Source organism: uncultured Anaerobiospirillum sp., from assembly GCF_902485895.1.
Taxonomy (GTDB): Bacteria; Pseudomonadota; Gammaproteobacteria; order Enterobacterales; family Succinivibrionaceae; genus Anaerobiospirillum; species Anaerobiospirillum succiniciproducens.
The window spans coordinates 16,733-38,674 of record NZ_CABTML010000071.1 but is presented as its reverse complement, the minus strand read 5'-3'; the positions used below and the strand labels follow the sequence as shown (position 1 = coordinate 38,674).

Genomic DNA, 21,942 nt, shown 5'->3' with positions numbered 1-21,942 from the left:
CTGGAGTTTAGATTTGCTAGCGTTGATCTAGCTGTTATTGCTCTTATTCAAACTCAAAGCCCTGAGACTTTAAGTAAACGATGATAGGAGTCGCAGGTAACTTAGTACGCTGCATCATAGTGTTGGCAGAGTTTGACCAGGTATCAGAGCGCTGATTGTACTTACGATTTTGGAAGTACTGATCAACTTCCTTGTCATATGCCTCAAGCTCTGGGGTATTGAAAGCATCGCGATACTCCTCATCCATAATGAGCCAATGGCGTGGCAGACGAGGCTTTTGATCCTCAATATACTCTTTGTCAGGAACGCCTAAGCATAAGCAAAGGAGTGGCACTACACCATAAGGCAGCTTGAGCATCTCTGAAATCTCAGCGATACCAGCCTTGAAACCGCCAATAATAACGCCACCTAAGCCTAAAGACTCAGCAGCAGTTAAAGCATTCTGACAGCATAAAGAGCAGTCGTTAAAACCGCCAATGAGCATACGGAAATTGTATGGAGGTTTAACATCGGTGACCTGCTGTAACTTGGTCATATCCAGGCAGAAAACGAGGAAGTGAGAGCACTTAGCAATATGGTCTTGATCGCCTGAGATAGTGGCAATGCGCTCGAGCTTTGCTTTATCAGTAACCTTGATAGTGGTTACGTATTGGAAAAAGCAAGTACTAGAGGTTTGAATAATTGCATCCTCAATGAGGCGCATCTGCTCGTCTGAAATCTTCTCATCAGTAAACTTACGGATTGACTGATGGGACTTAATAGTCTCAATGGCGTCCATGGTTAATTTCCTCAAAGAACTATCACAATAGCAAGAGTAGCTTGCACCACCTGCTCAGCGATACACTGAGTTACGATGCTATGAATAAACTATCTCTATTTTTAGCTAATAATAATACCTACAATTGCGCCTATGGCTCAATATGAAAAAAGGGAGCATATAGCTCCCATCTTGCTAGGTAATTACTCGTCTAAGGCACCATAATGAGTTGACACTTACAGTGTGATGTCACTATCTGCGCCTAACAATTAGAGTGTGATGTCACTACCTGCGCCTAACAAGCAGATAGCAGCTTGCGATGCTAGCAACTTATGCAGCATATCCTATCTTTAGACTGGGATATGGAAGATAGCCTCACGATCAACGCTCGCACACTGAGCACGATCAAGCATAATGGCATCTAAGATAGTCATTGCCATCATAGCCTCGGCAATCGGCACAGCACGAATACCTACACATGGATCATGGCGACCTTTGGTAACTAAACCACTGATGGAGTTACCTTGCTTATCAATAGACTCACCTGGAGTCATGATAGACGAGGTTGGCTTGAATGCTAAACGCACCTTAATATCCTGACCAGTAGCAATGCCGCCTAAGATACCGCCAGCGTGATTGGACTTAAATCCCTCAGGAGTGATCTCATCACGAGCCTCGGAGCCACGCATTGCAGCCATAGCAAAACCGTCGCCTACTTCTACACCCTTGACTGCATTAATCGACATCATGGCATGGGCTAAGGTTGCATCTAAACGGCTAAACACTGGAGAGCCAGTACCAACAGGCACATGTTTAGCTCTAACCTCAATCACCGCACCACATGAGTCTTGCTCTAAACGCAGCTTATCCATGTAGTCAGTAAGCTTTTGAAGCTCTTGCTCATCAGAGGTAGCAAAGTTGAAGGCATTATTTAAAGCCGCCTGAGCATCAAAAGATGTAGTACTGTGAGGTCCAATTGCAGTCACGCAACCTTCTACCTCAACATTAAAGAGCTTCTTTAATACAGCTTTGGCTACCGCACCTGCAGCTACACGCATAGCTGTTTCACGGGCAGAAGATCTGCCGCCACCACGATAGTCACGAATACCGTACTTCATGAAGTAAGTGTAATCGGCATGACCTGGACGGTAGGAGTTCATGATCTCAGAGTAGTCACCAGAACGTTGTGAAGTGTTCTCGATGATAAGGCCAATTGGTGTGCCAGTGGTCTTGCCCTCAAAGACACCTGAGATAATTTTTACAGCATCAGCCTCATTGCGAGGAGTACCAAAACGAGTGCTACCTGGACGACGACGATCGAGATCGTGCTGAATCATCTGTTCATTGATTTCTACCCCTGGCGGGCAGTTATCAATGATACAAGCTAAGGCAAGTCCATGCGACTCACCACAAGTAGTTACAGTGAAGATCTGTCCAAAAGTATTAGCACCCATAGTCCCTTGTATCCATTAACCAATATAAAGCCATTAGATGGCTTAGGTAGCCACCTTTGCAATGCTCCATATTATCAGGCATAGCAGCAAAAGGCACTCTTTGCAGATAATCGCACTCATTTGCATGAGCTCTCCCCGTTTTGGACACTACAAAAAAGACATCAAACACAGCAATGCAACAGAGAAAGATGCTCACTCTCGCGTTGAAAAACAAAAAGACCGACCACAGCGCCAACCATATTGGCCCCATGTGTCGGTCATTTTAGATAGCCACGCTCGCTGCAGCTTCAAGATTATGAGCTGCAGTTATCGCTGCTCTTGTGGCTTACGCTTAAAGACTATTTGGCTTGCTCTTTGAAGTACTCAGCACAAACCTCAAGCTGATCAGCAGTGAGCATGAATACACCGCTGCCACCACGCTTAAAGTCGATAAAGCGGAATGGAACGTTTGGATATGTCTCCATGAGGTTTTCTTCAGTATTGCCAACCTCAACGATGAGCACACCATCATCAGTTAAGAAGTCACGAGCCTTAATAAGGATCTTACGTACGCAATCAAGACCATCATCACCAGAGCCTAAAGCGATCTCAGGCTCGCGCTGATACTCATCTGGCATAGACTCAAGATCTTCAGCATTTACATATGGTGGGTTAGCTACGATGAGATCGTACTTGTCACCCTCAGGCAGATTGTCAAAGAGATCAGACTGAATTGGGGTTACCACATACTCAAGGCCATACTCTTCGATATTACGCTGAGCAACATCTAAGGCATCTGCAGAGATATCTACAGCATCTACCTCACACTCGCCATCAAACTGCAGTGCAATAGCAATTGCAATACAGCCAGAGCCAGTGCACATATCTAATACACGCTCAGGACGCTTGGTGATATATGGGTGGAACTCATTTTCAATCAGCTCAGCAATTGGTGAGCGCGGAATGATAACGCGACGGTCAACATAGAACTGATGACCTGCAAAGAATGCACGGTGAGTTAAGTATGGAGTTGGGATGCGGTACTTAGTACGCGCAATTGCCATCTTAGCAATATGGATACGCTCACGACGAGTTAAACGTGAGTTTAAGGTTGATTCATCGCAAGGAGGCTGCAAGAACATGACTGACTGAACGAGCTCAATAGCCTCATCCCAGTAGTTGCCAGTGCCATGACCTACATAAACTGAATGCATCGCAAACATTGAAACCAGGTAACGAACCACGTCTTGAACAGTGCTCAGTTCCTCGGACATAGCCTCAATTACTTGCTCATCACTTGGCAGAGTGTAAAACTCCTCATCAAGTGCGGCGATAGTCTGATCAATTACGTCGTCGTTATCTTCGACGCTGGTACATAAATCAATGTCTGTCATACAAAACTTTCAATTAAACATACACATAGACACAGGGAAGTGCTGTTCACGCAGAAGCTAGAACTGCTTGCTAGCAAGCCTGAATGCTATCAGCTTTTAGCCCCATGTCACCTAGATTCAGTATGTTATCACAACAACAAGTGCATCTCATAAAATCGATACAAAGCTGACACTATGCCCAGGCTTCGTAACCTTGGATGCAGATTAAAGATGGTGCTGTACACATGGTTCTTAGCATGAGTGCATAGACATGAATATGTGGCGCATTTATCAATGAGGTCGGCTTTATCATCTGTTAATTGCTCAAAAATAAAAAGCCCCGGAAGATATGTATCTTCAAGGGCTTCATATTAGCTACGATATTTGCTCGCAGAAGACAAAGACTATCATCTGCAAGCAGCACATACATACGACACTAGATTAAGTATCCACTCGAATAATCCATGCCTATCCATGATTACGAACTTAGTAATCGTATGGATTGGATTTACAGAGGCTGTTTGTTTTGTGTCAGAGCCATACACGCTCAATGGACTTGTTCAAACATGCTTAAGATCTTAGGTTGCAACTTAATGCCTGACCTTATATCCATTTGAGCATATACGGAGCCAACTTCAAGATGACACCGTACCTTATGTTTGTCTTGATTGTTTTAGCTGTAGTGAAGGTCTACTGGACGAGAGGCCTTAATGAAGTCTGAAATAATGTCATTAACTTCACGACCAATCTTCTTTTGGTGCTCACTTAAATTGTCATCAATGACAACCTTGCCGCCATCAAAGATAAAAGTACCTTGCTCGGCAATGACAAAACGACCCTTAAAGAAAGATGAAACATGCTTAGCAATCATCAGTGGGGAGTATTTGTTAAAAGTGCGCATCATAGCTGTAATCCTCTGCTTTAGTCTGTGTATTCACATTTTTACTAGACAAAAGTTCTTTGCATCAATCAGGTGCATATGAGAACCCCTGATTCAAAGTGTTTTTCGCTGGACAATAGACCAAAGATTAAACTGTTTGTGCTCACAGAGATGGCATTACAACAATCACCTGTATAGTTCAATCATTTTGTGTACAGGCGGTCGGTTTGCTTCCTCTTGACTGTGTTTACATTATGGATAAAAACTTCACTAAAAGCCTGTATAAAGGCCTCAATTTTGAAGATTTAACCACTATTCTTACAACAATGTTGAGAGGATCACAAAAAGCTAGATACAGAATGTCTTATCTATAAACAGCAGTATTTACACATGTGATTTAAGATAAGAATAGATCTTTGATATCTTGGCACATATTTTTATACATGCCAGCAAACTACACTTCAAATTCGATATTTATCGCATTTGCACCTAATACAAGTACCCATTTGAAGCAAATCTCCACCATCCTACGATTAGTGGAGTAATTCTCTGTAGCACTTGTATCCTAGTAGACTCATGGTTCGATCCCTTGTAAACAATCTTTATTAAAGATAAGACTTGTATACAAGTTGAAACTATGCAAGCAAACGTTTGTGTCATAGCCAAAACGAATTAACTTAGACTTTGCAAAGGCAAGATCTTGCAACACACACCGTCTCACCTCTTCAAAACCGCATTAAATAAGGCTTTGTGAGCATTTTTACTCACTTAACACTTCACCATTGTTCAAGATAATTAATAAAGGTTCTTAACAAACTGGGTGCTAATGTTGATATTTTCCAAACGAAACATTAGTGAAACGTTTCGCTTGATCAGCCTTGTTTTGGGTCAAATAACAGGGCTTAAGCACTAATTTGGCCGCCCCATTTGCCTTGTTTCTTCTCCTTTAGACTACGGCGCATACTTTAATCCTGCTAAATCAAAGGCAAATCAGCCAATTGTAAAAAATAAAAAAAGTTTCGCCTCAATTAGTAAAGTCACAAAACCAGATATATAAGCCTTTTAACCCTAAAAAAACACCCCATGAAGGCTTGTTTGCCTAACAAAGAATCACTCGCTATTTAACAAACTGACTCAAAAAATCACCAACCGTCCAGCCAATAGCAGGCAAACCAAGACAAAAATCCACGAGCACCTCTGACTTACTCCGAGCTCCCTGATCTCTAGCCACGATCTTATAAGTAAGCGCCCGCACATACTGAAGAGCTTATGAACAAGCGAGCAAGACCCCTGACGATCTCACGCCCCATGATCCCTGCATTAAAAATAACACCGCCACGATCCCATGATCTTAGGCAGCAAGCGTCCGATAACCAGGATCCCGTGCATTCGCAACTATGCACAAGACGCTACGATCCTGTGATCTTGGGATACTTGTGCTAAGGAGAACGAGCTAGAACGTTGATATTAAAGGACGTCTTTTAACTCATCTTAAGTAGATGGGCATGGCCTTCAGATGCATAGACGATTTACCGCTAATACATCAAAATACTTGAGAAGTGTAAAGATCAGAGCAATTGAATGGAGGTGAGCAGGATGTGGAAAATGAGAGTTGTGTGAGATCGCTAGATCCCAAGGCCTAGCGATCAAATGGCTTGTTGCTAAAGTAAAGCTTGGTGTTAGAAGCTGTTTTCTTTGCTAGGCGTGTAGAAATCCTGCGGTACAAACTTACCAGACTCATCTTGCTGTAGTACTAATGCTGCAGCTGTATAGAATGAAGGCACGTTAAAGCCATAACCTGCAAAAGCAATAGAGAGATTAACCACCTGAGGGATATGAGATACGAGTAAGACGGTATCATCATTAGAGCAGGAGGCCATCACATACTCTACAGCCATGTCGGTGTTACCTGTGGGACTGAGCTCTGGAATAATCTCAATCTCTGGAATGGATCGGCCTCTTAAGAGATCTTTTACTTGTGCTGCTGTAGCCATTGCTCGCTGCTTTGGTGAGCTAAAGATGCGAGTAATCTGTAAGGAGCTAACTAGCTTCATACCAGTAATCTTAGCCTCTTGAACACCACGCTCAGAGAGCACTCGATCTCCACCGCTAAACACAGCATCTCCATGTCGCATAATTATGACTTTCACAGCAGCCTCTCTTTAGTGAACCCACAAGAAAACACTAATTTTCTGTTAATTGCTCTTCATTTCGCTTATGCATACTTTATAGCACACGATATAGTGCTATGCCATATAATTTGACGTACTAAGTAAAATGAGTCTTGGTTTGCTTTGCTTAAGGGCAGACAGTTGAGCTTGCTTAATAGCAGGCCGCTGAGCTTGCATAAGGGCTGGCAGTTGAGCTTGCTTAATAGCAGGCCGCTGAGCTTGCATAAGGGCTGGCAGTTGAGCTGGCTTAATAGCAGGACGCTAAGCTTGCTTAAGGCAAGTTCAAAAGCTAACATTTGCTAGAGGCGCAACAGATAACTCTCTTAGACAAGATTCGGTTTAAGCTATTCTGTCGCTACTTGGCACTTTAGTGGTGTATAACGCGGTTAAGACAAGGAAAAGAGCCATGGTCAAAAAGTATGAAACTCAAAGTGCTCTTAGAGATAATAGCACTATACATAGGCCTATTCGCTCTGCTGACGAATCTGACCGCTCCCATGCTAATGCAGCCTCACGTTTTACGCTGCAATTAGAAGAAGAACACCATAATACTGAACAATATGCTCGATCTGATGCTACATATTTGGGTAGGCGCAATCACACCAGCTTTAGCTCAGATCAAACGCAGCTAACGGCTGACAACTCTAGTCGCTTCATGGACAGCTCGGTTGAGTCAATTTCTAGCTCTACCAACGGCTTTTCAAGACATGCATCCCATCGCCATCAACATCTAAATCAACCACCTGCCATTAGTGGCCAATCATCTGCTCTCAATCAGAGCGCAGATATGAGTAGCCAAACCACTGCTAACACTCATAGCACTGCTACGAGTAGCCAAACCACTGCTAACACTCATAGCACTGCTACGAGTAGCCAATCTTCTGTTAAGGCTCATAGTGCAGCTGTTAGCGACCAATCATCTTATCGCTATCAGACATTTAACAATGGACATGTAGCTGACATTGAAGAGGGAGCTGATGAGCATCATGACAACTCAATAAAGCTGCTACACCTTGGCGATATTCGTGTATCAGCGCTCAAAAGCTTAAGAAACCTCAGAGCATGGTTTAAAGATCTTAGCCCTCAAGATATCGACGATATACAGCTGCAGCTTGAAAGGCTCAAGGTCGAAAAGATCAATGAAGAGCAAGAGCGCCAACGCAAAGAGTACTTACATCAAGCCTTTGTCAAACTCTATCGCAATGACAGCAAGGAAGATGATTATGCCTTAGTTGATCCTCAGTCTCTCATTGAAGGCATAGCACAGCGTATTGGCTGTGTTCAAAGTACTACCCACACAAACAGATTTAAGTATCGCTTTATTGATTTAGATGGCAAAGTCTGTGAGTGGACTGGTCAAGGGCGTGAGCCAAAACGACTTAAAGCCATTATGGCTGCTACCGGCAAACCTAAAGAAGCATTCTTAGCAAAAGAAGATACTCCTCTCCATGCTAAAGATGTTGACCACGATGAGATTAGCCAAATCTCTGCCTTAGTTGCCAAGATGACCTTGCTTAAACGCACAGAAGATCTCGTTCATGGTAGAGACTATGCTGCAGATAAGGCCAACAAGACTCACCGCCCATTACTCTAGGCAGCCGCATCAGACTCACAGCCTTGCTTTATGCAAGCACCATCAGACTTATAGCCTTGCTGTAGGCAAGCTGCATTTTATGCACACTAATGCTTTTTGCTTTGAGATAGCGACAATTGACCAAAGTGACGTTGGGCAAGTGCATTTGAGAAAAGTGCTATTTATAAAGGTGTTGCCTACAATGAAAAAAGCCTTGCGATCTGTACGATAGCAAGGCTTTTTTTTGTGAGCTTTAAGAGCTAAGCTTATTTGCCAGTGATTGCGCTATCACGCTCTGCCATTACTTGGTAGATTTCCTTGTTGATGCTCTTGAGCACAGCGCAAGGATCAGTTGCACGGGTTACTGGACGGCCAATTACTAAGTAGTCAGAGCCAGCCTTAATTGCATCAACTGGAGTCATGATGCGCTTTTGATCGCCTACATCGGAACCAGCTGGACGAATACCTGGAGTTACAGTAATAAACTTAGAGCCTAACTTCTCTTTAATCAGGCTAACTTCACGTGCTGATGAAACAACACCATCTAAGCCAGCCTCTTTAGTTAAGGTAGCTAAACGTAATACCTGCTCTTCTGGGCTACAGTCGATACCAATACCGTTTAGCTGCTCTTGATCCATTGAGGTAAGTACAGTCACGCCAATAACAATTGGCTTAGAGGCACTGCTTGGAAGCTTATCAAGCTCATTGCGTACTGTCTCCATCATGACTTTACCACCAGAGGCATGTACGTTTACCATCCATACACCTAAGCTAGCAGCTGCTCGTACGGCCATAGCAGTGGTGTTTGGGATGTCGTGGAATTTTAAGTCTAAGAAGACACGGAAGTTTAAGTCTACTAACTTAGATACGAACTGAGGGCCTGCAATAGTAAACAGCTCTTTACCTACTTTAAGGTTGCAGGAGCTTGGATCAAGTCTGGATACGAAATCTAAAGCAGCTGCATCGTTATCGTAGTCGAGTGCGACAATGACCTTTGGATCAAACATGTTTAATTCCTTAGCTTACAGGCAGGATATCTAAGTGCAATAACGCAAGCATGGTTAAGCTTGCCATCACTTAGCTCCTTCTTTTTGGATAGCTCGCAGTTCTTTAAGCTAGCCTCATTATTACAGCTAGCTTAATGTGGCATTGATATAGCCTTGTTACTCAAGCTGCAAAGAAAAATCTATCACAGCTTTTAAAATCATCTAGTCCCTGAAGAATAGCTCACAAGCACAGCACTAATCCGCCACAAAACGCTTGATGGCTCATAAAATATGGGAATTTGTGCTGAGGGATCACTCGATAATACAACAACTTACAGCCTTAAGGACAAAATTTTGTTAAATTCGTGCCTTGTATCTATAGCGCTCAGCGCTCATGAAGCCTTTGGATCTATTAACTGCAATCATTAATAAGCTGCTTTGTGCTAATTCTTTATTAGCTACTTTGTGATTATCCATTGAATCATTGGCGGCAATCTGTAATTAGATTCTTTGTAGCAAAAGTGCTTAATGGCTTTGCAGCTAGCAAGAGCAAGTAACAGATGGTTAGCTGATTTTTTGATGGCGGCAGCTGCCACTGCTGCATCCGTGAGTAGATGGAAGGTGAGATTAACTATGGCTTGAAGTTTAGTCGCCGTCGAGTGAGTGCTTTGGACGAATGGTATCGAAGCGGCGGCAAGATGGACATTGCCAGAACATCATGCTCGATTCAAAGCCACATGAGGAGCATGAGAACTTATGGTTAGATGCAATACGAGCGTCGATAATGCTCTTAAGCTGCATCACGGTTTCGCTTTCACCTTGGGTGCTCTGACAATTAGTTCTAAAGCCCATATAGGCAGAGAACAGCTTGATATTTGGTCTTTCATTGATGAAGCTTAAGTACAGTTTCTGAGCCTCTTCATTGCCTTGAGTCTTATAAACCACATCGCAAAGCTCTGCTAAAACAGCTGCTGAACTAGTCTTCTTAGCTAATGACTCTAAGGTGCTCTTGTACAGTGGGTCTGTTTTTTCTAAACCGCACTTGCTTAAAAGCTCAAGGCAGAACATACCTGAGTTTTTATCTTTAGAGGCGATCTTTTCAATAATCTCGACCACCTTGCTGCTTACGTCCGGTCCACCCTCTTTAATCTTAATCTCACAGAGCATGATCAAAGGACGGATAGCATTCTCAGAGAACTCTTGAGCACTGTTAAGACGCTTAGTAGCCTCTTTGATTCGTCCTGAATCAATATCCTGCAGTGCAAGTTCACAGTAGTAGTGAGATAAGCTATTAAGCTCAGATGGTCCGAGCACATCTTTATGCTCGCTACCTAACTCAATGGCTTTTTCAAAGTCACGCACCTGCTCATACAGCTTAATGAGCATACGCACAGAGCTTTTATGCTGTCTTGGGATTTCAACTAACTCAAGCAAAATAGCCTCAGCACGGTCTAAAAGACCAGCACTGATAAAGTCAGTTGCTAGCTCAAGCTGAGCCATTTCACTTTCAAAAGGCTCGGCGCTGTCATTGTTAGCAAGGGAAGTATGCAAGGAGATAGCTCTATCTACCTCACCACGTTGTCTGAAGAGATTACCAAGAGCTAAAGAAGATTCAAAGGAAGGATTGCCTGAGTCTAAGTATGCAATGAACTGATCTACAGCCTGGTCTTTATCATTATTGATAAAGAAGTCCACGCCGCGCAGGTAGTTCTTAGTCTGCTCGGTCTTTTCACCTGCTCGCTTTACGTTATATGAGTTGCGGCCCATATAGTATCCGTATGCTGCAGCTATAGGCAAAAGTAAAAAGAGTAGTTCAAACATGCACGCCTAGCTCGTAGAGCGAATTAGAAAGCAGCATATACTCAATGGTATACGCCATGATAATTACATTGTACAAGCAATAGTAATAATAATTCCAATTGTCAGCTGATTTAAGTTCTTACGCTTTATTGCAAGTAGATATCTATCTTCTGCTCAGCTGAACATACTTAGTAATATCAAAAATCACTTGCTTGTGTAAATGACAAAAGCCGTCACCTGTCTGCAACAAATGCGCGACAGGAGACGGCTTCAAGCTTAAAACTTGTAACTTTTCTTAGCTTATGCTGACAAGATAATTCTTACTTTGCAGGTGCTTCTACCTTAGCATCAGCTGCTTTCTTGTCATTTGCAGCATTGGCCTCAGCGTCGTGCTTAGCCTTGTCGATTGCCTTGGCTGCCTCTTTCTTCACTTTCTTAGCTTCGCTCTTAGCGTTATGAGCACGAGCCCACATCTTCATGGTGAAGACTAAAGAGATGTACAGACCAACAATAATGCCGACAATCAGGCCAATAACCATCACCATTGCCAGTGACAGGTCTGCCTTAACAAAGAGGAAATCGAAAGTAACGATTGACTCATTAGCAGAACCGATGGTTAAACCTAAGATGCAGAACAAAATAAGTACGATGACGTAAAGCCAAAACTTCAGCATAGTGACACCCAATTATAGTTATCCATTTGCTCAAAAAAGCATGCCGCATTATAGCAAAATAATCTACATTCCCTAGTTTGAGAAACTAAGCTTGCAGCCTTAAGTCACGCTTTTTGCGACATTAAGCATCTTTTTGCTCAATGAAACATCCAAACTATCTGCAAAATTGCAATGCTGTAGACCCCATGAGAAAAAAGTCTAGCAAAAAGACAACTTAGCTTGCCCACCTCTAAAGCTAACAAGCTTTGGTCAACTTATTTAAAGCCAACGCGCTTTGCCAACTTATGTAAAGCCAACGCACTTTGCCAACTTATTTAAAGCCAACGCGCTTTGGTCAACTTATTTGGTAAGTGTTGGCCTACTTCTTTAAAGAAGCCTCGTACTCAGCATAAGACTGTACGCCTAAGATGCGTTTGGCATTGTCCACACGCTCCTGTGATGGAGTCTCAACATCCTTGAGCTTGTAAGGAATGCCCATCTCTTCGTACTTGAAGGAGCCAAAGCTGTGGTATGGCAGTACTTCAACACGCTTAACGTTCTTAAGTTCCTTGATGAAGTCTGCAGTCTTTTGCAGATATACATCATTATCGGTGTAGCCAGGAACTAAAACATGGCGAATCCAGACATCCTTGCCAATCTCACTTAAGTAACGGGCACAATCTAAGATGTTGGTGTTCTCCAGCTTAGTGAGCTCAACGTGCTTTTCGTTATCGATATGCTTGATATCGAGCATGACCAGATCGGTATACTTCATGAGCTCATTAAACTGAGAGAAGAAAGGCTCTTCACGAGTAAATGGAGCTGCACAAGTATCCAGACAGGTGTTAATACCTTCTGCCTTTAAAGCCTTGAAGAACTCAACTAAGAACTCGATCTGCACTAAAGGCTCGCCACCTGAAACAGTAACGCCACCTTGCTCACCCCAGTAAGTCTTGTAACGCAGGGCACGCTTGATAATTTGATCTACAGTGTACTCTTCACCTGCATCATGAATCTTCCAAGTATCAGGATTGTGACAGTATAGACAGCGCATCTTGCAGCCTTGCATAAAGACTACAAAGCGAATACCTGGGCCATCTACGGAACCAAAGGTTTCGAAAGAGTGAACTCGTGCTGTGGTCATAACCTTACCTTAAAATGTGGAAGACAAGTAAAGAGAACCTATCTGAACTATGTCTAACTGCAGATAAATAGATGAAGCCATGAAGGTGCACTACACTAATATATGCATCCAACGGCCAAAACATGGACCAATGCCATAGCGACATTAGCCTCTTGAAATAATATTGCACGCAAAGCAAAAAGACCCTTGATAAATCTCTTTGCACTAACTTTAAGTAGTTTGCATGAAATAAGTAGCGTGAACAAATCCAGATCTAAAGAACTGCTGTAATGCAAATTCGTCTTGATTTACCAAAACTGCGGCAAGGGTGTTATCCATCATCGGATATGGAGTTATTACCCATCGGCGATGAAGTTATCCCACATCGGATATGGAGTTATCCAACTTCGACTATGGTGATACCAACATCGGATATGGAGTTATCCAGCTTCGGCGATGAAGATATCAATAACTACTGCCTAAGTACGGGCAAATCAAGAAAAACTTATCTTAGCATTACTTGCATCAAGCAAGTAAGTGCATGGTTAGGCTAATGCCTGTCTTGCTCTTTGGGCTTGCTAGTTACTAGCCGCTTGCCGGCCTACGTGTACTGAGCGTGTCATTGTCTTGTGAGTAATTCAGTAGGCTTATTTTGCTTTTGCGCTAGCCATAAAAAAGGCGGCCAAGTGGCCGCCTTTTTTTAGGCTAAATTAAGCCTTGCTTGCACTAAATCAACATAATGTTGAATTACATGCTCTTATGGCAAGTACGTGCAATAACGTCTAACTGCTGCTCATGAGTTAAGTCGATGAACTTAACAGCGTAGCCAGAAACACGGATGGTGAAGTTTGCGTACTCAGGCTTCTCTGGGTGCTCCATAGCGTCGATGAGCTTCTCAGTACCGAATACGTTAACGTTCAGGTGGTGTGCACCCTGCTCGAAGTAGCCGTCCATTACCTGTACGAGCTTGTTGGTACGCTCGCCTAAGTCGTGACCTAAAGCATCTGGAGAGATGGTCTGGGTGTTAGAGATACCGTCTAAAGCGTACTCGTATGGGAGCTTAGCTACAGAGTTTAAGGAAGCTAATAAGCCAGACTTCTCAGCACCGTATGATGGGTTAGCACCTGGAGCTAAAGGCTCGCCAGCCTTACGGCCATCAGGTAATGAACCAGTTGCCTTACCATAAACCACGTTTGAAGTAATGGTTAAGATAGAGGTGGTTGGCTCAGAGTTACGGTAAGTGTGGTACTTCTTGATCTTGTTTAAGAAGGTCTTTAATAACCAAACTGCCATCTCATCAGCACGGTCATCATCGTTACCGTAGCGTGGGAAGTCACCGGTGGTCTCGTAGTCAACTACAATGCCCTGCTCGTTGCGGATGCACTTAACCTTGGCGTACTTGATAGCGCACAGGGAGTCAACCACGTGTGAGAAGCCAGCGATACCAGTTGCAAAGGTACGACGTACATCGGTATCGATGAGGGCCATCTCAGCAGCCTCGTAGAAGTACTTGTCGTGCATGAAGTGGATGAGGTTCAGTACGTTTACGTACAGGCCTGCAAGCCAATCCATCATGACATCGTAACGCTCCATAACCTCATCAAAGTCGAGGTACTCGGAGGTGATTGGACGGTACTTAGGACCAACCTGAACTAATGACTTCTCGTCAACACCGCCGTTGATTGCGTACAGCATGCACTTAGCGAGGTTAGCACGTGCACCGAAGAACTGCATTTCCTTACCGGTCTCAGTTGCAGATACGCAGCAGCAGATGGAGTAATCATCGCCCCAGATTGGACGCATTACGTCGTCGTTCTCGTACTGAACAGAAGAGGTCAGGATAGAGATCTTAGCTGAGTAATCGCGGAAGCCCTGTGGCAGGTTCTTGGAGTACAGAACAGTTAAGTTAGGCTCCGGAGCTGGGCCCATGTTCTCTAAGGTGTGCAGGAAGCGGAAGTCGTTCTTGGTAACCATTGAACGGCCGTCCATGCCTAAGCCTGCCATCTCTAAGGTAGCCCATACTGGATCGCCTGAGAAGAGCTGGTTGTATGAAGGGATACGGGCAAACTTGACCATACGGAACTTCATAACGATGTGGTCAACGAGCTCCTGAGCCTCAGACTCAGTTAAGGTACCCTCGTTGAGATCACGCTCAATGTAGATGTCCAGGAAGGTAGCGATACGACCTACGGACATAGCAGCGCCGTTCTGGGTCTTGATAGCAGCTAAGTAGCCGAAGTATAACCACTGGAAGGCCTCACGAGCATTCTGAGCTGGGCCAGAAATGTCGTAACCGTAAGTAGCAGCCATCTCCTTCATTGCAGCTAAAGCACGGATCTGCTCGGAGATCTCTTCACGCTGACGAATGATGTCGTCGGTCATGATGCCGCAACCGCAGATAGATAAGTCTTCCTTCTTCTTAGCGATTAAGAAGTCGATACCGTATAAAGCAACACGACGGTAGTCACCAACGATACGGCCACGGCCATAAGTATCTGGAAGACCAGTAATGATCTTGTTCTTACGAGCAGCACGCATCTCTGGAGTGTAAGCATCGAATACACCCTGGTTGTGGGTCTTACGGTACTCGTTGAAGATTTGGTCGTACTTTGGATTTGGGGTGTAACCGTAGGTGGTGCAAGCCTCCTGGGCCATCTTGATACCACCGTATGGCATGAAAGCACGCTTTAAAGGCTTGTCAGTCTGTAAACCAACAACCTTCTCAAGATCCTTGGTGCCTTCGCCAATGTAGCCAGGACCGTAAGCGTTGATGCTTGAAACGATCTCAGTTTCCATATCGAGAACGCCACCCTTTGCACGCTCTTGCTTCTGCAGATCCTGTAACAGGCCCCAGAGCTTATCGGTGTTATCGGTAGCTGGAGCTAAGAAGGACTCATCGCCGTTGTACTGAGTGTAGTTGTTCTGGATAAAGTCACGAACATCAATCTCGTCAACCCAGTGAGTGCCCTTAAAACCACGCCATTCTGTTCTCATAAAAATCTCCTGTGAGAAGTACAGAAACTTAGATCTTTTAACAGTTCACAAAGTGTTGCGACAATTTAGCGACCTACACTAGCAACCTTGGTAGCTTGCAAGTTGTAGTGTGCAATTTCACACCATCGTATCGGTCAACTTTAAACACGAAAACCTGACTGTTGAGACTCAAGCACTTAGCTTGAGGTTTTGCATCCATTTGGAGCAATTTGCTAAAGACTCTCAACTAACGTCAAAAATTTTGTGAACCAAATCAAAACTATGGGTTCATTATTCTCCTGTACTTGACAAAAAACAATCAAAAACATGCAAATCAAGCATTTTTTTAGTTACTTGTGCAAAAGCCTCAAAACACCTCACAAATCGCATTTACATCAGCTTTTAACTATAATTTTCAGTAAGATCACAAGATCTTAACAAGAGACCTCTTCTAGCTGTTTGTAAACTTATTCTTGAGCCCTACTCCGCAAGCCCAATCCTCTAACAAATGGCGGATATAAGCACTTCGTGAAAATATTTTTCACCACTTATCAGCATCAAAGATCAGCACATTTCACCCTCAAAACCCCCTCTTTGAGAAATCTTTTAATTAAGTAACTCCTTTAATAAATTAAGTTTAATAATTACTTGTAGCTAACACTATCCATAAAGCTGATATTTATCGCATTTGTTACACTTTTAAACAACATAATGCGATGCCTCAAATAGCCATCATCCTTAACAAATTGAACACAAAAGCCAATTAAATAATTTCTCCTTAGCTATCATTTTTGATTACAAACACCGATGGCGCTAAAAACATCATGTATACAAGTGTACAAGTACACACTTTGCAAATATTTCCCTTATATATGCTTTTGATGATTAATCTTGCTACACAGTTAAGCTGACTTTCATTTATGATTAAAAGTGAGCAATTTTTGCAAAATATCCAAGTTAGTCTAAACTAACTATTGTTACATAAATTCCATAAGTTTTACTTATACATCATTAGCAATTTGGCTCAAAATAGCCTCTTCAATCGATCAGAATCTTCCTCTCAAAGAGAGCCACAGTATGAAAATTTACTCCACAAATTGCTACAACCAAAATAATTCCTCCACCAGATCGTGACAACATGCCGTGCAACGACACTAAGCAACGCCCTCAAAAGCTCGATAAATAAGCCTAAATACTTTTTTGCGCTGCAATGGCACTGACTACTAAGCCACAAGATGTTGAGTTCTTGCGGAATCTTGCAGCTGACCAAGAGAAAAATCACTGTTAAATGCTTTTGCAAAGAGAGAATAATGTATGGATAGCTTGGGAATGCAGCACCGCACTCAGAGCAACTGCAGCGTCTACTGCAGATATCAGCTGCAATGCATACATTATCGATGACGATATATAAGCTATTGAGTGTAGCGGTAGAGGGGAAGATAGAGCGCTATTGCGTGTAGCGGTAGAGGGGAAGATAGAGCGCTGTTATGTAAAGAAGAACCAGCGGTGATATCTTCCCGCTGGTCTACATAACACTGTAATCAGTAAAGCTGCATTTCGCAGCTAAAAGAGGTGCGATTAATAGAAGCGAGAGCTCCTAAAAATCTGCGCAAGCCTGGAGAATTGCTTGACGCTTAAACTTAGGTTGCAAAGTATCTAACAGCCGCAAACACGGTTGCAGAAGTATTCGATGCTGCTGCGATACTTTGCCGAAAATCGCTTAACTTACTCAAAGCTATCAAAGCTACCTAGATCAGAGCTTGTGATGCTTTTCAAAAGCATGTTTGTGCTACCTTCTGATAGCACGCTTGAGGTGCTAGCCCATAGCATGCTTGAGATGCATTCTAATAGCACTCTCATGCTGCTCATTTAGCTCGCTATCATGACCCAAGATCAGTAGGTATGCAGCCGATAAAGATCTCTGAATGCTGTTTTATAAGATCACCGCTCACCGCATCTAAGAGATCGTGGATGCTTGATATCAAGCTCTAGCGCTTGGTGATACTGCTGCTAAGCTGCAGCAGTATTGAGTAAGTGAGTATGTTTGTTTAGTGCTGTTGTTTTTCAGCAATGGTGCCAGTTACGTAGGCATGTAACAGAGCCTCAAGTTCCTTGATGGTAGTGCGGATCTTGATGCCATTATCAGTATCTGCAACTAAACGACGCTCATCAAACTTCTCAACTAAAGTTACATCTGAGTTAATGTCTACGTTCTCAGCTACTGCCTTCTCACAGCTTTCAAATGGAGTGTGAGCCTTGAAGGTAATACCACGGCTAGTAGAGATCAAAGTGTAGCCTGCAATACCAGTGGTGTTATGGTAAGCCTTGCACAGACCACCATCGATTACGAACACACGACCATTGGCACGTACTGGGCTTTCACCCTTGTTAACACGAATTGGAGTGTGACCATTAATGATGTGACCAGTGTTTGGATCAAGACCAAACTCTTCTAAGATCATGCGTGCTACTTCTTCCTTGTGATAGTGGGTGTAGTACGGATCTTTTGGCTCCTTGTGGGAAGTCTTGTCATCAATAAAGTAACGCTCAAATGGCTTCATAGTACGGCCAGATAATGGGCTGTTAAAGCCACACCACATGTAATACATGAAGTCTAAGCTCTTACGATCGCGCAGTGCAAAAGCACGACGAGCTACCTTATCGCAGTGATCGAAGTAAGCCTTACCCTGCAGAGTCTTACCACCAACATCAACTGGACGGAAGTTACCATCCTCAGTCATTGGTACGCAGCCATGGAAGAGTAAGTTACCGTTGTAGCACTTGTACATAGAGCCAACGTTAAAGAGGAATGCAACCTCACGCTGTAATTCTTTAGACTTAGCAAAAGACTCCTTAATGGACTCCATTAAGTAAGCCTCTTCACGGCTTAAAGCAAAAGGATCATCAGGATTGATTGTTGGCAGCTCAGTAGTGTTGAGATCGTATACCTTACCCTCAATAGTCACAGTGCCATTCTTAAGATCCATCTTGTCCATAAGGAGACGATCTTCCATATGGAACTCAGGATTACGCTTAATGAGCTGACCTTGTAACTTCAGTGCAATAACGGTAATGGCCTTAACCATCTTGGCACGAGTTTCGTCCTCAACAGCATTTACCATCTGCTCATATTCTTCATCGCTATCTGCACCACGGCCATCGCAGTGGCTATTATCAACATGGACGTTGCCAACTAATGAGCAAGCAGCACCATTTGATCTCTCCTTGACAGGATAGGAGTAAGTCTTCTGAGCAAAGTCGGCAAGCTTACGTAAAGAGATTGAGTATGCAGACTCAAGCAGGCCATAGTTGAAGTAGTTAACGTTGTTACGTAAAACTGTAGCGATACAGACCTCAGAGCCTAAAGCTGCACCCATCCACAGGATATCGTGGTTACCCCACTGAATGTCGATGCTGTGGTAATCCATTAACATGGACATGATGCGATCTGGGTTTGGACCACGGTCGTATACGTCACCAACTACGTGCAGATGGTCAACAGCAAGACGCTTTGACAGTGCACATAATGAGTATAAGAAGTGGCGTGCAGAGCGAGTCTGTAAGATAGTGTTAATAATCGCTTTGTGGTAGATAGAACGGCTATGTTCTTCATCATTCTGGGCGTGTAAGAGCTCATCGATGATGTAGCTGTAGTTCTGATTAATAGCCTTTCTAACCTTTGAACGGGTGTACTTTGCAGACATGTACTTACACAGCTTGATAAGCTTTAAGAGTGTCTCGCGGTACCACTGCTCGTTAAGCTCGTTACGGGAGCGCTTTAAACGCAGAACTTCACGTGGGTAGTAGATAAGGGAGCATAAGGCTGCTTTTTCTTCTTTGCTCATATCAAAGAGCTCTTCAACCTTATCGTGAATAACGCCTGAGCAGCTATTGATGATGTGGCAGAATGCCTCGTACTCACCATGCAGGTCACTAATGAAGTGCTCAGTACCTTTAGGCAGATTTAAGATAGCCTGTAAGTTGATGATCTCAGAGAATGCGTCAACGCGTGTTGGATACTGTACTGCTAGCAGCTCTAAATAATGCTGGTCAATAAGAACGCCGTGACCATCAGGAGATAAATCATCGACGAATTGTTGAGCCTCACCCAAGACGTCTAAGCCTGAATCAAAAGTGCTCACCTAAAACTCCTTACATGTACTTCTACACTCATGTATGTAGCTACAGTGTTATCAATAAAGCTTTAAGCATTAAGGAGGTATCTACCTAGTTTTAATGCTAAATGCGAGTGGTAGCTATAGTGACTTGAGTACAGCCCACACACCAAAATCCTGTTTTAAATCATCAGTAAACCATTCTGCAAAGATAGATAAGCGCCATTAGTTTTAGGTATCTACATAATTCATACTTTAATAAGCCAAACCACACAAAATAATGAATTAGATAGATATAGCTAGTGCACTAAAGCTCATACCAGATAGCAAAAGAAATAGCCTGTGGACGCTACTGAAAGAAGAAGCAAAGACAAGAAGAGTTGAGATTGTTTCACACTCAGTGGTGCTAGATTGAACTAGATGCTATAGGTTTTGTTCTCTACAGATTTACCAGTGCGTAGTCGATTAACAACTACGTCGGAAAGAACTTAATTACTAGGAGTCACTATCTAAAGTGACGTAACATAAAGTGCTGTCCGCTGATGACGCGCTAGAGTTTAGCAAAGAGAGATATTGCAAAAAGACCTTATGTTTTGAAAATGCGACGATGCGCAAAATGTAAACGTTTTCACAATATGATACAGATTATCATCTTTACAAAAAGCTACATATTAATGCGTAAGTCCACGTCGAATAAGGCTTTGCGCGTTTACGTTGATAAGATGCGCTTATGTAACTGCAATGAAACATTTACATGTGTCAAAACACATTTGCATGTAAATCACTTTGCGCATCCCAACAAGCACATTGCTATATCACCGCTTTCTGACTTAACGAAAGATCACAAAGCAAGAATCAGTAAGAAAAGGTTCGAACCAAACTGCAGCGCATCCGAAGACAACAGAGGCTTACGAATGCTTAGGAGTGGCCGGATGCTATGCACTACTTGGTTGGGATAGTGTTTGTTGATTTGAATGGTTTTGAAAGCTAAATGGCACACGCGATCGTGAGCCTAAGATTATTGGCTATGCTGCTAAATCTTAGCCGCTAGCTATTAGCTGTAGACATTGAATTGCTAGCTATTAGCTGTAGGCATTGAATTGCTAGCTATTAGCTGCATGCATGGAATTGCTACCCATTAGCCGCAGGCATTGAATTGCTAGCCATTAGCTGTAGGCATTGAATTGCTGCCAATTAGCCGCAGTCATTGAGATGCTAGCCATTGAGGCGATAGCCTTCACCAGTTTCAGTAATGATGAGCTGAGGAGCCTTGGGCTCGTCTTCGAGCTTAAGACGCAGGTTATAGATAACGATACGCAGGTGATTGCCATTATCGCTGTTAGGGCCCCATACCTGCTCAGTTAAGTACTTAGTAGATAAGACCTTACCTCGCTCATTTAAGAGGATGTGGAAGAGGCGCTTTTCAAGCTTAGTTAAGTGGACAGGGTTGCCATTTTTTAACAGCTCACCAGTATGCAAATCAATGTGGACATTACCAAGCACAATCTCATTGGTAATATCACTGTGATCTTTAGGAATAACTCGTCTTCTCAAACATGCGCGAATGCGCGCCATGAGCTCGCGATCGCCAAAAGGCTTCTTTACAAAATCGTCAGCACCAGCCTCAAGGATGGCTAGCTTTGCTTTTTCATCATCTTTGCTTGAAAGAACAATTACTGGAACCTTAGAGTATGCACGGATGGTGGCTAAGATCTCCATACCGTTGTCTTCGGTGATATCGATGTTAAAGAGGATAACATCAGGCTGTGTAGAAGCTGCAGTTCTAAGTGCTTGCTTGGTATTGCTAGCCTCAAAGCACTTGTAACCTTCATTGACTAGCTTACGGCGAAAACTAATACATACCAACTCATCATTGTCGATGAGTAGTACTGTACTGCGCTTAGCAGAATACAATGAACCCTTAGCTTTCTGATTGTCATTATCATCAGAAGCAAATAGAGACGCTGTATTAGTAATACCGTTCGATGAAGCCATACACTATTGGCGCAATTAAGCTACTTTAAAGATGAGCTTGCAAGCGCTTCACTCCTTCGTAAGTTCTTCTTTAATTACTCTGCACTTTAAGAGATTGAAAATTCATCATA

13 protein-coding genes are annotated in these 21,942 nt (G+C 43.2%); 1 reads left to right on the top strand and 12 read right to left on the bottom strand.

Annotated features, from left to right (window positions below; genetic code table 11):
* Positions 1-43: 43 nt before the first annotated feature.
* The 5 genes from nfsA to RDO37_RS06010 form a co-directional block, all read right to left on the bottom strand.
* A complete protein-coding gene (nfsA, locus tag RDO37_RS06030; protein WP_044121523.1) occupies positions 44-778 on the bottom strand; it encodes an oxygen-insensitive NADPH nitroreductase in 735 nt (244 codons plus the stop codon).
* A 329-nt stretch (positions 779-1,107) separates the two neighbouring features.
* Positions 1,108-2,211, bottom strand: coding sequence for a chorismate synthase (gene aroC, locus RDO37_RS06025; RefSeq protein ID WP_273323474.1), 1,104 nt, complete (start codon positions 2,209-2,211; stop codon positions 1,108-1,110).
* Between the two features lie 338 nt (positions 2,212-2,549).
* Positions 2,550-3,464: a 50S ribosomal protein L3 N(5)-glutamine methyltransferase gene (gene prmB, locus RDO37_RS06020; protein ID WP_044121531.1), complete on the bottom strand. Its 915-nt coding sequence runs from the start codon at positions 3,462-3,464 to the stop codon at positions 2,550-2,552.
* 772 nt (positions 3,465-4,236) lie between these two features.
* Complete coding sequence (locus RDO37_RS06015) at positions 4,237-4,467, bottom strand: DUF1107 family protein (RefSeq protein WP_052338920.1); 231 nt, start codon at positions 4,465-4,467, stop codon at positions 4,237-4,239.
* Positions 4,468-6,122: 1,655 nt separating this feature from the next.
* Positions 6,123-6,578, bottom strand: a complete 456-nt coding sequence (locus tag RDO37_RS06010; protein ID WP_027939421.1) for a histidine phosphatase family protein — start codon at positions 6,576-6,578, stop codon at positions 6,123-6,125.
* A gap of 442 nt (positions 6,579-7,020) precedes the next feature.
* On the opposite strand from RDO37_RS06010, the gene RDO37_RS06005 reads away from it, so the two are divergent.
* On the top strand, positions 7,021-8,208 hold the full coding sequence (locus RDO37_RS06005) for an H-NS family nucleoid-associated regulatory protein (RefSeq protein WP_308498440.1): 1,188 nt from the start codon (positions 7,021-7,023) through the stop codon (positions 8,206-8,208).
* 245 nt (positions 8,209-8,453) lie between these two features.
* Here the strand turns inward: RDO37_RS06005 and pyrF are convergent, their stop codons facing one another.
* The 7 genes from pyrF to RDO37_RS05970 all read right to left on the bottom strand — a co-directional run bounded on the left by pyrF (position 8,454) and on the right by RDO37_RS05970 (position 21,832).
* Positions 8,454-9,194, bottom strand: a complete 741-nt coding sequence (gene pyrF, locus RDO37_RS06000) for an orotidine-5'-phosphate decarboxylase (RefSeq protein WP_044121526.1) — start codon at positions 9,192-9,194, stop codon at positions 8,454-8,456.
* Positions 9,195-9,818: 624 nt separating this feature from the next.
* Entirely contained in the window at positions 9,819-10,940 is a 1,122-nt protein-coding gene (locus RDO37_RS05995; protein ID WP_027939423.1) for a hypothetical protein, read from the bottom strand.
* Positions 10,941-11,293: 353 nt separating this feature from the next.
* Positions 11,294-11,647, bottom strand: coding sequence for a LapA family protein (locus tag RDO37_RS05990; protein ID WP_281710198.1), 354 nt, complete (start codon positions 11,645-11,647; stop codon positions 11,294-11,296).
* A gap of 358 nt (positions 11,648-12,005) precedes the next feature.
* On the bottom strand, positions 12,006-12,770 hold the full coding sequence (gene pflA / locus RDO37_RS05985) for a pyruvate formate-lyase-activating protein (protein WP_027939425.1): 765 nt from the start codon (positions 12,768-12,770) through the stop codon (positions 12,006-12,008).
* 726 nt (positions 12,771-13,496) lie between these two features.
* Positions 13,497-15,743: a formate C-acetyltransferase gene (pflB, locus tag RDO37_RS05980; protein ID WP_308498439.1), complete on the bottom strand. Its 2,247-nt coding sequence runs from the start codon at positions 15,741-15,743 to the stop codon at positions 13,497-13,499.
* A gap of 2,027 nt (positions 15,744-17,770) precedes the next feature.
* Positions 17,771-19,864 (bottom strand): fructose-1,6-bisphosphatase, encoded by a 2,094-nt coding sequence (locus tag RDO37_RS05975; protein WP_308498438.1) that lies wholly within the window; start codon positions 19,862-19,864, stop codon positions 17,771-17,773.
* Positions 19,865-21,052: 1,188 nt separating this feature from the next.
* On the bottom strand, positions 21,053-21,832 hold the full coding sequence (locus tag RDO37_RS05970; RefSeq protein WP_308498437.1) for a response regulator: 780 nt from the start codon (positions 21,830-21,832) through the stop codon (positions 21,053-21,055).
* Positions 21,833-21,942: the final 110 nt, after the last annotated feature.

What these genes read in the sequence shown, in the direction of transcription:
- pflB (WP_308498439.1), bottom strand. Translation starts at nt 15,743, where the DNA reads ATGAGAACAGAATGGCGTGGTTTTAAGGGCACTCACTGGGTTGACGAG.
- aroC (WP_273323474.1), bottom strand. Translation starts at nt 2,211, where the DNA reads ATGGGTGCTAATACTTTTGGACAGATCTTCACTGTAACTACTTGTGGT.
- pyrF (WP_044121526.1), bottom strand. Translation starts at nt 9,194, where the DNA reads ATGTTTGATCCAAAGGTCATTGTCGCACTCGACTACGATAACGATGCA.
- RDO37_RS05970 (WP_308498437.1), bottom strand. Translation starts at nt 21,832, where the DNA reads ATGGCTTCATCGAACGGTATTACTAATACAGCGTCTCTATTTGCTTCT.
- RDO37_RS05990 (WP_281710198.1), bottom strand. Translation starts at nt 11,647, where the DNA reads ATGCTGAAGTTTTGGCTTTACGTCATCGTACTTATTTTGTTCTGCATC.
- RDO37_RS06010 (WP_027939421.1), bottom strand. Translation starts at nt 6,578, where the DNA reads ATGCGACATGGAGATGCTGTGTTTAGCGGTGGAGATCGAGTGCTCTCT.
- prmB (WP_044121531.1), bottom strand. Translation starts at nt 3,464, where the DNA reads ATGTCCGAGGAACTGAGCACTGTTCAAGACGTGGTTCGTTACCTGGTT.
- RDO37_RS06015 (WP_052338920.1), bottom strand. Translation starts at nt 4,467, where the DNA reads ATGATGCGCACTTTTAACAAATACTCCCCACTGATGATTGCTAAGCAT.
- nfsA (WP_044121523.1), bottom strand. Translation starts at nt 778, where the DNA reads ATGGACGCCATTGAGACTATTAAGTCCCATCAGTCAATCCGTAAGTTT.
- pflA (WP_027939425.1), bottom strand. Translation starts at nt 12,770, where the DNA reads ATGACCACAGCACGAGTTCACTCTTTCGAAACCTTTGGTTCCGTAGAT.
- RDO37_RS06005 (WP_308498440.1), top strand. Translation starts at nt 7,021, where the DNA reads ATGGTCAAAAAGTATGAAACTCAAAGTGCTCTTAGAGATAATAGCACT.
- RDO37_RS05995 (WP_027939423.1), bottom strand. Translation starts at nt 10,940, where the DNA reads ATGGGCCGCAACTCATATAACGTAAAGCGAGCAGGTGAAAAGACCGAG.